The 14281-nt window shown below is 60.6% G+C and carries 8 protein-coding genes; 4 read left to right on the forward strand and 4 right to left on the reverse strand.

The genetic code is table 11. The features are described from left to right. Positions 1 to 22 precede the first annotated feature (22 nt). Entirely contained in the window at positions 23 to 889 is an 867-nt protein-coding gene (locus PSH76_RS15480; protein ID WP_305492500.1) for a pirin family protein, read from the reverse strand. A gap of 722 nt (positions 890 to 1611) precedes the next feature. On the opposite strand from PSH76_RS15480, the gene PSH76_RS15485 reads away from it, so the two are divergent. The 4 genes from PSH76_RS15485 to PSH76_RS15500 all read left to right on the forward strand — a co-directional run bounded on the left by PSH76_RS15485 (position 1612) and on the right by PSH76_RS15500 (position 11025). Next, complete coding sequence (locus PSH76_RS15485; protein WP_305492501.1) at positions 1612 to 2715, forward strand: efflux RND transporter periplasmic adaptor subunit; 1104 nt, start codon at positions 1612 to 1614, stop codon at positions 2713 to 2715. 2 nt (positions 2716 to 2717) lie between these two features. Beyond that, a complete protein-coding gene (locus PSH76_RS15490) occupies positions 2718 to 5792 on the forward strand; it encodes an efflux RND transporter permease subunit (protein ID WP_305492502.1) in 3075 nt (1024 codons plus the stop codon). Positions 5793 to 5920: 128 nt separating this feature from the next. Beyond that, complete coding sequence (locus PSH76_RS15495) at positions 5921 to 10669, forward strand: RHS repeat-associated core domain-containing protein (protein WP_305492503.1); 4749 nt, start codon at positions 5921 to 5923, stop codon at positions 10667 to 10669. Next, positions 10666 to 11025, forward strand: a complete 360-nt coding sequence (locus PSH76_RS15500; RefSeq protein WP_098951864.1) for a hypothetical protein — start codon at positions 10666 to 10668, stop codon at positions 11023 to 11025. Before PSH76_RS15495 ends, PSH76_RS15500 begins: the two co-directional genes overlap by 4 nt. 197 nt (positions 11026 to 11222) lie before the next feature. Here PSH76_RS15500 and PSH76_RS15505 read toward each other — a convergent pair whose 3' ends face one another. The 3 genes from PSH76_RS15505 to PSH76_RS15515 all read right to left on the reverse strand — a co-directional run bounded on the left by PSH76_RS15505 (position 11223) and on the right by PSH76_RS15515 (position 14271). Then, the gene (locus PSH76_RS15505) at positions 11223 to 12452 is read right to left on the reverse strand and encodes a M20/M25/M40 family metallo-hydrolase (RefSeq protein WP_305492504.1); all 1230 of its coding nucleotides are present in this window, start codon (positions 12450 to 12452) and stop codon (positions 11223 to 11225) included. A gap of 48 nt (positions 12453 to 12500) precedes the next feature. Further along, the gene (locus PSH76_RS15510) at positions 12501 to 13559 is read right to left on the reverse strand and encodes a diguanylate cyclase (protein ID WP_305492505.1); all 1059 of its coding nucleotides are present in this window, start codon (positions 13557 to 13559) and stop codon (positions 12501 to 12503) included. Between the two features lie 79 nt (positions 13560 to 13638). Continuing rightward, positions 13639 to 14271 (reverse strand): LysE family translocator, encoded by a 633-nt coding sequence (locus PSH76_RS15515; protein ID WP_032892247.1) that lies wholly within the window; start codon positions 14269 to 14271, stop codon positions 13639 to 13641. Between the last annotated feature and the right edge of the window lie 10 nt (positions 14272 to 14281).

A 14281-nucleotide genomic window follows, 5' to 3' on the forward strand; every position in this document is an offset into this window, starting at 1 on the left:
TACAGGGGTTTGCGGTGAATCGTCAGGCGTGCATCTGCCCGAATTTGCCCGACTGGAAGTCGGCAAATGCCTGGTGAATCTCCTGCTCGGTGTTCATCACGAACGGACCGTGGCCGACGATGGGCTCGTCGATGGGTTCGCCGCTGAGCAGCAGCACCTTGGCGTCGTCGTTGGACTCCAGGGTCAGTTGCTTGCCGTCGCGCTCGAACAGCGCCAATTGCCCCTGGCGTGCGACCTCTTCGCCATTGATCAACAACGTGCCGCTGAGCACCACCAAGGCGGTATTACGCCCGGCGTGCAGGTCCAGCGTGACTGCTTTACCGGCGTTGAGGCGCAAGTCCCACACGTCTATAGGCGTGAAGGTGCGGGCCGGACCTTGAGTGCCGGCAAATTCCCCGGCGATCAGGCGCAGGTGGCCGGCGTCGTTCGCCAATGGCAGCACCGGAATGTCGCCATCGACGATGGTCTGGTAACCGGCATCCGCCATTTTGTCCTTGGCCGGTAGGTTGACCCACAGTTGCACCATCTCCAGTGCGCCGCCGCGACGGGCGAAGTCTTGGGAGTGGAACTCCTCGTGAAGAATGCCCTTGGCTGCGGTCATCCATTGCACATCGCCCGGGCCGATTTTGCCGCCGGCACCGGTGGAATCGCGGTGTTCGACTTCGCCGTCGTAGACGATGGTCACGGTTTCAAAGCCGCGGTGCGGGTGTTGGCCGACGCCACGGCGCTGTTCGGTGGGGGTGAATTCGGCGGGGCCGGCGTGATCCAGCAACAGGAATGGGCTGATGTGTTTGCCCATGGTGTCGTAGGAAAACAGCGTGCGTACCGGGAAGCCGTCGCCGACCCAGTGGGCGCGGGGGCTGGTGTAGATACCAATCAGCTTTTTCATGGTGTACCTCCAAAGTGAGTACAGCTTAATTCGCCTCACTCTTGAGCACTAGAGGGCAAAACCGGCCCTGATCGTTCTACATACAGAACAATGCTTTAACCTGTGGGAGCTGGCTTGCCTGCGATGACGGCCTGCCAGTCGATATCTATCTACCTGACACCCCGCGGTCCAAACTGTGGGAGCGGGCTTGCTCGCGAAGGCGGCCTTGCAGTCAACACAGGTGGATTGTGTACATATCCATTGCTGCGGTAACGGCCACTTAGGGTTCCGCCCTGACGGCGGCTCACTTTTGAAAAGCGCAAAAGTAAGCAAAACGCTCTTGCCCCACCACTCGGCACCTCGCTTAGGCTCGGTGTGCCCGTAATCCGCCAGTGATTTGGGGGGCCGCCGCCACGCGCCATCCATGGCGCGGGGCGGCTAAACCGGCATCCCTGCCGGTTTACCCCCCAAATCCCTGTCGAATTCCGGCCAGCGTGGTTTGACGGGGCGCTTAAGATCAAAAGCAGATCAAGAGCAAGAGCGGCTCGCTTCGCATCGTGGTTAGCGTTGGGCTACAACCTACAAAAATGTGTAGATGGTTCGGTTGATTCATCAGTGACTGACAGGAGATCTGCGCATAGCTGACTGGGATTATCGGGGGCTGGATTAATTTATATTTCAACCATAATATAAGCAGAAAATTACGCCCGTAATTTTTTGCACAATGGTTTCCGGAGTTCGCCATGCCCCCTCTCCCCCTGCGCCTTCTCACGCCCCTGGCTCTGCTGATGATCCTTAATGGCTGCAACAGCAAGGCCGATACCGCCGAGGCGCCCGTTTCACGTCCGGTACTTGCCGCCAAAGTCGAAGCCGCCGGCACCCAGCAAAGTGCCTACACCGGCGTGGTGGCGGCTCGCACTGAAAGCAACCTGGGCTTTCGGGTCAGCGGCAAGGTGATCGAGCGCAAGGTCGACCCCGGCCAGCATGTCTCCCGTGGCGACACCCTGCTGGTGCTGGACATCGGCGACTTCGAACTGGCGCTGCGTTCGGCCAAGAACCGCGTCAACGCCGCCGAGGCGCAACTGCGCCAGCGCCGTGATGATGAAAACCGTTACCAGCGCCTGGCCAGTACCGGCGCGGTGTCGCGGCAGATCTTCGACCAGTCGGCCACCAACCTGCGCGTCGCCCAGGCTGAACTGGCCGCGGCGCAATCGGATGCCAGCCAGATCGAAAACCGCCGCACGTATTCGGTGCTCAAGGCCGATGGCAACGGCATCATCACCGACGTGCTGGCCGATCGCGGCCAAGTGGTGGCCGAGGGGCAAATCGTCGCGCGCCTGGCCCATGACGGTGCCCGTGAAGCCATCGTCAACCTGCCGGAAAACCAGCGCGACCTGGCCGCGCAAAAAGCCTTGGCATTCCCCTTCGGCGCAGCGGACCAGGCCGTGGCCGCTACCCTGCGCGAACTGTCCGCCAGCGCCGACCCGGTCACCCGCACTTACCGCGCACGTTATGTGCTGCAGGGTTCGGTCGAGCGTTTCGCCCTCGGCTCCACCATCACCGTGCGCCTGCAAGGCAACGGCCAGCCCCTGCAAACCCGCGTGCCCATTGGCGCCTTGCAGGATGCAGGGCAAGGCACGGGCGTCTGGCTGATTGGCGATGACCAAAAGATCAGCTTCGCCCCGGTGAAAGTCGCCAGCCTCGGCCAGGAAGACGCCTTGCTCGACAGCGGTGTAACACCCGGCCAAACCATCGTCGCCCTTGGCGCCCACCTGCTGCACAGCGGCGACACGGTGCGCTTGCTGCCCGCCCAGGCGCTGGCCCTCAACCGTCAGCAGGATCAATGAGTATGCGCGGGATCAACCTCTCCGAACTGGCCGTCAAACACCGCGCCGTCACCCTGTTTTTGCTGATTGCGATCCTCGTCGCCGGGGTCTTCGCCTTTGGCAAGCTGGGCCGCGCCGAAGACCCCTCGTTTACCGTCAAGGTGATGACCATCACCGCCGCCTGGCCCGGCGCCACCGCCCAGGAGATGCAGGAGCAAGTGGCCGACCGCCTGGAAAAACGCCTGCAGGAACTGGACTACTACGACCGCGTCGAGACCATCGCCCAGCCGGGCTTTGTGTCGATGCGCATGACCTTCCTTGAATCCACCCGCCCGAGCGAGATCCAGGCGCTGTTCTACCAGACGCGCAAAAAGCTCAGCGACGAAGCCGCGCAATTGCCCAAGGGCGTGATCGGGCCGTTTTTCAATGATGAATATTCCGATGTGTACTTTGCGTTGTATGCCCTGGAGGCAGAACACCTGCCCCACCGCCAGCAAGTGCAAATGGCCGAACAATTGCGCCAGGGCCTGCTCAACCTGCCCGGGGTGAAGAAGGTCAATATCCTAGGCGAACAGGCCCAGCGTGTGTTTGTGGAGTTTTCCTATGAGCGTCTGGCAACCCTGGGCATCAAGCCCGAACAGATCTTCGCCGCCCTCGCCGCACAAAACGCCGTGGCGCCCTCAGGCTTCGTCGAAACCGCGGGCGCCCGCGCCTATATCCGCATCGACGGCGCGTTCGACAGCCTGGCCCTGATCGAGAACGTGCCCCTGCAAGTCAATGGCCGCGTATTGCGCATCGCCGATGTAGCGACCGTGAGCCGCGGTTATGAAGACCCGCCCAGTTACCGCATCCGCCATCAGGGCGACCCGGCGCTGATGCTGGGCGTGATCATGGAGAAGCACTGGAACGGCCTTGAACTGGACAAGAGTCTGCAAGCCGAAGAAGCGCGGATCCAGGCCGACCTGCCTCTGGGCGTGAACTTCGCCAAGGTGTCCGACCAGGCGAAAAACATCAGCCTGGCAGTCAATGAATTCATGCTCAAATTCTTCGTCGCCCTGGCGGTGGTGATGCTGATCAGCCTGTTGGCACTGGGCTTTCGCGTGGGGCTGGTGGTGGCGGCCGCCGTGCCGCTGACCCTGTCGATCGTGTTCGTGATCATGCTGGTCACGGGCCGGGAATTCGACCGGGTCACCCTCGGCGCGCTGATCATCTCCCTGGGCCTGTTGGTGGACGACGCGATCATTGCCATCGAGATGATGGTGGTCAAACTCGAAGAAGGCTTTGACCGCATTCACGCGGCGACCTATGCCTGGAGCTCCACCGCCGCGCCCATGCTCACCGGTACGCTGGTGACCATCATTGGCTTTTTGCCGGTGGGGTTTGCGCGCTCCGGTGCTGGCGAGTACGCCGGCAATATCTTCTGGATTGTCGGGTTCGCATTGATTTCGTCGTGGCTGGTCGCGGTGGTATTCACGCCCTACCTGGGCGTGAAGTTGTTGCCGCAGATCAAGCCAGTGCCCGGCGGGCATGATGCTATTTATGCAGGGCGCTATTACCAGAAACTGCGCAGCTTGGTGGAAGCCTGCGTGCGTGGGCGCTGGCTGGTGACCGGGTTGGTGGTGGCCGCGTTCGTGGTGTGCGGCCTGGGTATGGCGGTGGTGAAGAAACAGTTCTTCCCGGACTCCGACCGCTCGGAGCTGATTCTGGAAGTGTATATGCCACCCGGCAGCGCCTTCAAAAGCACCGAAGCCGTGGCGGCGCAGGTGGAGAAGGCGCTGTTGCAAGAGCCGCAGACCAGCATGGTCGACACCTATGTGGGCGGCGGTGCACCACGGTTTTTCCTGTCGTTAAACCCTGAAATGCCGGACCCGGCGTTTGCCAAGTTGATCGTGCAAACGCCGGATTCCCACGCCCGCGACGCACTGAAACTGCGGATGCGTGAGCGCATTGCGGCAGGCGAATTCCCTTCGGCGCGGGTTCGGGTCACACAGCTCGTCTTCGGCCCGCCAGTGCCGTTCCCGGTGGTGTTCCGCGTTTCCGGGCCGGACCTGAATGTGCTGCGTGGGCTGTCTGAAGACGTGCGTCAGGTGGTGGCCGGCAACAAGCTGACCAGAGACACCTTCCTCGAATGGGGCGAACGTGCCAGCGGTTATCGCCTGGTGCTGGATCAGGATCGCTTGCGCCTGCTGGGGTTCACGCCGGACGAGGTCAAGTCCCAGCTCAACGCTTTGCTCAGCGGCAACCCGATCACCGAAGTGCGCGAAGGCAACCGCACCGTGTCGGTGGTGGCCCGCGCCCAGGGCAGCCAGCGTGAAGACCTGGGCAACCTCAACAACATGACCCTGACCAACAGCGCCGGCACCTCGGTGCCATTGGCCCAGGTCGGGCATTTCCAGGCGGTGATGGAAGAACCGATCCTCAAGCGCCGCGACCGCGCCACCACCGTGGAGGTACGCGCCGACATCATCGACGGCGTACAACCGCCCGATGTGGAAATGGCCGTGTACAAAGACCTGCAACCGCTGATCGCGAAGTTGCCCAGCGGTTACAAAATCGACATCGGCGGCCCGGTTGAGGAAAGCGCCAAGGCCAACGTCGCCCTGGCGGCGCTGTTTCCGATCATGATCCTGCTGACCCTCACGGTGATCATGTTCCAGGTGCGCTCCTTTGGCGTGATGTTCATGGTGTTCGCTACCGCGCCTTTGGGCCTGATCGGCGCAGTGCCCACCTTGCTGCTGTTCAACCAGCCGTTCGGCTTCAACGCAATTCTTGGACTGATCGGCATCGGCGGCATCCTGATGCGCAACACGCTGATCTTTACCGACCAGATCCGCCAGAACCAGGACCACGGCATGGCGATTCGCGAGGCCATCATCGAAGCCACGGTGCGGCGTGCGCGGCCGGTGATCCTTACGGCACTGGCGGCGGCGTTGGCGTTTATTCCACTGACACTGTCGGTGTTCTGGTCGTCGCTGGCCTATGTGCTGATTGGCGGGGTGCTGGTGGGCACGGTGTTGACGCTGTTGTTTTTGCCGGCGCTGTGCAGCCTGGTGCTGCGCGACAAGGTTGCTGAAACGTCCCACGTAACGGCCGGATAAGCTCTACTCCCCTCCCCTGTAAACCTCTGCAAAGTCCCTCGCCTGATCAAACAGTGCGAGGGATTGCAGATGGTTTTTCCTGTGAGTGCCTTGGTTACCTGGCCGCCCCCCGTGGGGAGCCGTCGCGGATGACCCAAGCAGCCCAAGTTACCTTTATCGAACACGAGCTGGATGGTTTCCATCAGAGCCTGGTGGAGTACCGCCAGCAGATGGGCGCCTGGTATTCGCGTGCGCTGGATACGGTCAGTCATGCAGCGGACATGCCGTCATTGCTGGGTATGGACCGGGTATTACGGGCTGGGGATGCGCAGCAGTCGGTGAGTCTTGGCGATGCGGACTTTGCCACCGTGGCCCGCTGTCCGGCAGGAGGTGTGCTGAAGATCCAGAGCAGGTTCGAGTCAGCGTACGACGTGCCGATCGGCAATATCCCGGTTGAGGTGATCGGGCTGGATGACGGCAGTTCCAAGGTCATCCTGCTCGACGAGCACGGCGAGGGTTCCCACGACTGCGCCGCCGGCGGGCGTTATCAGGTGAGGGTTCAAGGCGGTGTTTCAGCGCAGCAAGTCGACGCCTTGTTTGCGTCCTATGCGGGGCTGACAGCGGATCTGGAGCAATGGCTGCGCGAACAGTGGCAAGGCTTCAAACCGCATTGGCAGCAATCCCCCGCCAGCGCAATTGGCAGCGGCGTGCTGGCCGGCAGTTGGGCGGCGATCCGTGACGCGTGGGACAGCGTCAAGCAGGTGCAGGCGATGCTTGAAGACCCGCTCAAGTACGCCGAGCAACTGGGTAGCGAGGCGGCCAGGTTGGCGCAAATCGCCACTGATGCGCCCAGGGTCATGGAACAGGCGATGTTGCTGGCCAGTGATGAGGCGGCGCTGTACCTGTTACTGCGCACCGCCATGATCTGGCTGGAGGCGTTACCGCCCAGTGAAGTCGCGCAAGCAGCCGCCGGTTTTATGGTGTCGCTGCTGATTGACCTGGTGATTGGCGCGGTGCTGACCATCGCGCTGCCGGCAGCGGGCGTAGCGTATTTGAGTATGCGCCTGGTCAAGTACGGTGCGTGGGTGCTTCAGTCAGCCGTGGGCTTCGTGACCGGTGTGCTGACGATCCTCACGAAGTTCATGCGGGCGGTGGACCGCTACAAAGCGGTGGCGGTTCGCGGGGTGGTAGGTGGGCTGAAGCAAGGCACGGTGCAGATGCGCTGGCGGGCGCAGCAGAACGCGGTGCTGATGCAGAAAGAGCGTGTGGATGATGTGCCGGTGGTGGCGTCGAATCCGAAGGGGGATGCGGCGGCCCCAGCGGACAAGACCGTTACCCACGGTTGCCCGGTGTCGATGGTCACGGGCGAGGAATTGCTGACCCTCACCGATGGTGCGTTGGACGGGATCTTGCCGTTTGAGTGGACGCGGCTGTATCGCACCAGCGCGGTGGAAGTCGATTGTGGGTTGGGGTTTGGTTGGAGCCATGCGCTGGCCCATCGGCTGGTGGTGTCGGGCGATTCAGTGGTGTGGACTGACCATGAGAACCGCTCGACTACCCTGCCCTTGCCCACCGACTCTCGGCCCGCGATCACCAATAGCCTGGCGGAAGCGGCGATCTATTTGGGTCCGGCGCCTGACGAGTTGGTGCTGGCCCAGGCCTCGCGCTTCTATCACTTTCGCGATGGCGTGCTGACAACCATCAGCGATGCGTATGACAACCGACTGCGCCTTTGCCGGGACCGCTCAGGGCGGATTGAGCGGCTGGATAACGGTGCTGGCCGTTCGTTGCTGTTGCGTTATGAGTTGGGTCGCATCGTCGCGGTGGACTATCAGGTGCATCGTGCCAAAGGGCGTGAGCCCTACGTGTGGGAGACCGAACAGAACGTTGTTTCCTACGCCTATGACGAACACGGACGACTGGTTTGCGCGACCAATGCTGTCGGTGAAAGCGAGCGCTATCGGTACGACGATCAGCACGTCATTCTGGAACGCCAACTGGCCGGGGGTGCGAGTTTCTTCTGGGAATGGGAACGTGCTGGCAAGGCAGCACGCTGTGTTCGGCATTGGGCGAACTTTTCGCAGATGGACACGCGTTATGCCTGGGGCGATGACGGGCGTGTCACCGTGCATAACGCCGACGGTAGCCAGGAGGTGTATGTCCATGACCATCGGGCGCGGTTGGTGCAGCGCATCGATCCGGACGGCGCTCAGCATTACAAATCCTACGATGACCAAGGCCGGCTGACCGTCGAGCAAGACCCGATGGGCGCGGTGACGGCCTATCAGTATGACGACGCCGGACGCCTGGTGGCGCTGTTTCCGGGGGATGATGAGCCGACTTCCTACGAGCATGACAATGGGTTCGTACGGGTTGTGCGCCGTGGCGAGGCGGTCTGGAAATATGAGCGTAATGACCAAGGCGATGTCATTCGCAAGACTGATCCCGATGGCCATTCGACTGACTACAGCTACAACAAACAGGGGCAACTGACCGGGGTTTGGTACCCCGACAGCAGTTGTCATCGACTGGTGTGGAACGAGCGTGGGCAGTTGCTTGAGGAGCAATTGCCCCAGGGTGGGATCAAGCGTTATCGCTATGACGATCTGGGTCGACAGATTGCTCGTGAGGATGAACACGGCGCGCAGACCGTTTATGAATGGGACAGCGTCGGTCGGCTGATTCGCCTCATCTTGCCAGGCGGCGCCACCCGCGAATTCAGCTACAACCCCTACGGCAAAATCATCGCCGAACGCGACGAACTCGGCCACGTCACCCGCTACGAATACGCCGACGGCCTGCACCTGATCAGCCGCCGTCTCAACGCCGACGGCACCCAGGTCAAGTACCGCTACGACAACACTCGGCTGCTGCTCACCGAGATCGAAAACGAAGCCGGCGAAACCTACCAACTCGACTACCACCCCAACGGCCTGATCCGCCAGGAAACCGGCTTCGACGGCCAACGCACCGCGTATGCCTACGACCTCAACGGCAACCTGCTGGAGAAAACCGAATACGGCGACGATGGCAGTCAGCTCATTACCCGCTACCAACGTGACCACGCCGGGCGCCTCGTACGAAAAACCCTCCCCGACAGCAACGTTGTCGACTATGCCTACGACCGCCAAGGCAACCTCCTCAGCGTCGAAGACGGTCACTGGGCGCTGGCCTACGAATACGACCGCCAAAACCGCCTCACCGCCGAACACCAAGGCTGGGGCACCCTGCGCTACGGCTACGACGCCTGCGGCCAACTGAAAAACCTGTGCCTGCCAGACAACAACCGCGTCACCTTCAACCACGACAAAGGCGGCCACCTCGCCACCGTCCAACTCAATGGTGACGTGCTCACCTCACATCTATTCAACAGCGGCCGAGAGCATCAGCGCCAGCAAGGCCAACTGCTCAGCCACTACCACTACGACGACCAACACCGCCTACACGCCCACGCGGTGACCCAGCAACAAAACCACCTCTACCAACGCCAATACGACTACGACAAAGCCGGCAACCTCACCCGCCTGCTCGACACCCGCAAAGGCGAGCACTGCTACCACTACGACCCCCTCGCCCGCCTGACCCGCGCCGACCATTCCCAAGACATACAGGAACGCTTCGGCCACAACCCGGCCGGCAACCTGCTGATGCAAGACCGTCCCGGTCCAGACATCGTCGCGGCGAATCGTCTGATGATCCAGGGCGACCGCCATTACGACTACGACGCCTTTGGCAACCTCATCCGCGAACGGCGTGGCAAGGGCCAGCAACTCGTCACCGAATACCGCTACGACTGCCAGCATCGGTTAATCAGCATCACAAAGCCGAACGGCCAAACCGCCAGCTATCGCTACGACCCATTTGGGCGGCGCATCAGCAAAACCGTGGACGGCAAGACCACCGAGTTTTTCTGGCAAGGCGACAAGCTGATTGCCGAGCACCATGCAGAGCGTCATCGCAGTTACCTCTACGAACCGGATAGCTTTCGACCACTGGCGCTACTGGAAGGCTTCGGCCCACAAGCCACAACGCCCTACCACTACCAACTCGACCACCTCGGCACCCCGCAGGAACTGACCAGCCCCGAAGGCGACATCGTCTGGTCCGCCCACTACCGCGCCTACGGGCAGATCGCCCGGCTCGACGTAGGCAACATCGACAATCCGCTACGGTTTCAAGGGCAGTATTTCGATCAGGAAAGCGGGCTGCACTACAACCGCCATCGCTACTACAATCCGGATATTGGTCGTTACTTGACGCCAGATCCAGTGAAGCTGGCGGGTGGGATCAATGGGTACCGGTATGTGCCCAATCCAACGGGTTGGGTCGACCCCCTAGGCTTGAATACATGCCCTGGTGCTGACGGATGTAAACCCAGCACCAGTGCTCCAAACCCTGCGCAGAGTGTTAACCACGGAGAGCCTGCCTTACCGCAACTGACCCGCACGCAGCGGCAGGCGAAAATTGATGAACTAGCAGAATCAAATGCTCATCGGCGATTATCAGAGCTTGAAGCGTCAATTCCAGGGGCACACTTCTTAGAAAAACACGGTGCGCAGACGTCGTTAGAGTCTCAACTAGAGCGGGTAATAACAGCGAGGAACCCAACCACAGGGGAAATTGAGCGACACCTAAGAGGGCCACGCCAAGGAGAGCCAAGACCGCCAAGCGCGGCGACTCACTTTCTAAGCCACAGAGACCAGTTGAATGCTATTTACCGTGCTCAGCTCATTTTCAAATCGCTCAACTTGTCGGCATCCAAACAACCTATGCACATGGGAAAAATAGTTGGAGAAGGGTATAAACGAGATGGATACGAATACCGCCAAACGAAGAAGGCTAGGGTTTTCTTAAACGAAGATGGACAACCTATCACAGCATTTACGGATCTCGAATGAAACTCAAGCCAAACCTCTCCATAATCCAAGGTCTGCTTTTTACATACTGCATCGAAAACACCAGAAGTGTGGACCGAGAAGAGCTAATTACCTCTATAAACGTGAACCATCACGAGGAACTCACATGGTTATTCAACACGCTAACTAAGCCTGAATTCATCAAATATAAGCAAGATGAAAGAGAATGGCACATCAACACACTCCAGCATTTTCTCAGCACGGACGAGAATTTTGAGTCCGTATTTTATCTATTTGACACTTACTTCGAAGATGAAATCATCGACAACAGAGCCTTTATGAAAACATTGCTTGAATGTCTAATTCGTTATCACGCTGAAGCGAAAACAGATAAGTAATCCGACAAAACCAAGCGAACACAACGCTCAAATCAACAAAGCCCAAATGTGGGAGCTGGCTTGCCTGCGAAAGCGGTAGTGCAGTAACACATGCAGCGACTGACACACCGCCTTCGCGAGCAAGCCCACTCCCACAGGGATCTGCGTTTGCCTGACGGGCATTCCTCCCACATTCAAACCCGCTTCGTTCGATCTGATCAGCGCTTGGAAAGCTCCATAATCATCCGACTCAACAAATAAACCCGCGGCGCCACACTTTCCACCTCGGCATATTCCTCCGACGTGTGAATGTTGCCCCCCACTATTCCAAACCCATCCAACGTCGGCGTGCCTACCCCGGCGGACAAGCTGGCATCTGCCGCGCCGCCACTGCCCTCGATGGTCAACTTGCGTCCCAGTTCGCCGTAAATCCCTTGGGCAATCGCTACCAACTTATCCGACTCGGCCGTCTGCGGCATCGGTGGCAGGCCACGCTGCAGGCTGGTTTTTACTTCGGTTTCCGGGATCAATTTGTTGGCTGAAACCCGGGCCAGGTCTTTCTCGATCCGGTCGAACTCTTCCGGCAAGGCCGCACGCACGTCGGCCTTGGCGGTGGCCTGGTCAGGGATGACGTTGGTGCGGTCGCCAGCCTTGAGCACGGTGAAGTTGATGGTGGTTTTCTTGTCTTCATCACCAAGTTTGCCCAGTTGCAGGATCTGGTGCGCGGCTTCCATGGCGGCGTTGCGTCCCAGCTCCGGGGCGACGCCGGCGTGGGCGGCTTTGCCTTTGACTTCGACCACGGCGGTGGCGCTGCCTTTGCGCCATACCACCAGCCCGTCCGCTGGGCGACCGGGTTCCAGGTTCAGGGTCACGTCGTGGCCCTTGGCAGTGTTGCGGATCAGTTCGGAGGCGGCGTCGGAGCCGGTTTCTTCGCTGGCGTCGAGCAGGAAGGTGATCTGCGCGTAGTCCTTGAAGCCCTGGCTTTTGAGGACTTTGAGCGCGTAGATGCCCGCGACGATGCCGCCCTTGTCATCCATCACGCCGGGGCCATAGGCGCGGCCGTCCTTGATGTGGAAGGGGCGCTCGGCAGCCGAGCCTTCCTTGAATACCGTGTCCATATGCGCCATCAGCAGGATCTTGGCCTTGCCGGTGCCTTTGAGGGTGGCAATCACATGGCTGTTGTTGGCGGCTTTATCCGGCACCCGTTCGATGGTGAAACCCAACTGTTTCAACTCATCCACGGCGATATCGCGCACTTGGGTCAGGCCCGGCTCGTAGCCTGAGCCCGAGTCGATATTCACCAGGCGCTCCAGCAGCTTCAAGGCTTCGGCCTTGTATTGTTCGGCCTGTTGCTGGATCTGTTTATGGGGCTCAGCGCTGTAGGCCGGCAGGCTGAAAGACAAGGCCAGGGTAGCGGCCAACAGGGTTTGCGGGAAGGAGAAGAACATGGACCGATCCTTGTTTTTTGTTGGAGGGTGCCCGGCCACCCTACCCCACTAAACCGACCGCAACCAACTGCCCTGTACTGAACTGACCCGGTTGCGCCCGCTGCTCTTGGCCTCGTACAGCGCCTGGTCGGCATCGTTGAGCCAACTGATGGAGTCGGCGTGGCTCGGCTGGTAAGGCGCCAGGCCGATGCTCAAGCTCACTCGCAGTGTCGGGTCCTGGGCGTAGGCCAAGGCGTTGAAGCGACCGCGCAGGGCCTCCATCACCTCGGTGGCACGGTTGAGGGGCATGTCTGGCAGGATCACGCAGAACTCATCGCCGCCATAACGCCCGGCCAGGTCGGTGGTGCGCAGGTTCTGGCGCAGCACCTTGCTCAGTTGGCGCAGGACGATATCGCCGGTCACATGGCCGTAGGTGTCGTTGATGGTCTTGAAGTGGTCGATGTCGATCAATGCGATGGCGGCACCGGCGGGGCCTTGGCGGCAACGTTGAAACTCGAGGTCCAGGTGGTCCTTCCAGGCGCCGTGGTTGAGCAGGCCCGACAGGCTGTCGGTGCGGCTCAAGGCCAGCAGCTCACGCTTGTGGCGGGCCAAGGTGACGGCCTGGCGGTAGCAGATCCAGCCCAGGGCCAGGGGATACAGCATCAGGATCGGCAGGCAGGCATACAGCTGGGCCTGGGTGGTCACGGCGATAAACCCGGGCGTGAACAGCATCAGCGCGGTGCCCAGCCCTAGCGCCTGTGCCGCCCAACCCGCAAACAGGAAGCGCGGCCCGCCGATGGCGACGTTGTTCATACTCATCATCGACAGGGTGGTGACGCTGGGCAGCGGGTTGAAGTGCATCGCGCCAACCCAGAACCCACCGCAAAAGGAATCGAACAGCAGGCTGCGGCGTTCGCTGCGCAAGGTATTGGCCGAACGCAACGAGCATTGAAAAGCCAGGTGCGGCCACACGAACGCGTTGATCAGCATCCAGGCCCACACCCACAAGGGCGGGTTCAACGGATACATGCCGAACGCCACGCACACAAAGCCGAGCGTCAGCCCCAGCAGGCGGGATTTGTACAAGCGCAAAGCGAGCGGAAGTCCTTTTCCTCCGACGGCTGGCATGGTGGGGGCGATCCTGGGTGATTGCCTGGAGTCTAACAGGGCAACGTCAAATCGCCACTACCGCTTATTGGCTAATACTTCAGTGCGAAAACCCACGCGCCAGCATCAAGGCCACGCCCAGCAGCAACACGGCTGTGATCCGCTGCAACAGCACGCGCCGCTTGGGGTTTTCCAGTACATGCTTGATGCGCTGGCCGAAATAGCAATACAGGCAGCCGCTGGCAAATTGCAGCAGCAGGAACGTCAGGCCAAGGATGGCGATATCCGCCGCCGAGCTGTGTTCACCGGCGCCGGCAAACTGCGGGAACACGGCGCTGAACATGATGATGGTCTTGGGGTTGGAAAACCCGGTCAACAGCCCTTTGCCGAACAGGCTGCGCGCGCCCTCAACCGTGCCGGCGTTGTTGATCGACACGCCACTGCTGGTCCACTGCTTGTAGGCCAGGTAAAGAATGTAGGCCACCCCGACAAACTGGATGGTCTGGGTAATGGCGAGGTTGCCCTTGATCAGTTCCGAAAAGCCCACGGCAAAGATCAGGATCGAAATCAGGTACGACACACTGGCGCCGACCTGCGCCGGGATCGAACTGCGCAGGCCATCCTTCAAGCCCAGGCTGAGCAACAGCAGGGTCATGGGGCCCGGGCTGAAGGTCATGGTGGCGCAGAACAACAGGAAGTAGAGAAATGAAGACAGGGTTAACGCACTTGTCATGGCCAGCACC

The organism is Pseudomonas sp. FP215, from assembly GCF_030687795.1.
Taxonomy (GTDB): domain Bacteria; phylum Pseudomonadota; class Gammaproteobacteria; order Pseudomonadales; family Pseudomonadaceae; genus Aquipseudomonas; species Aquipseudomonas salmasensis.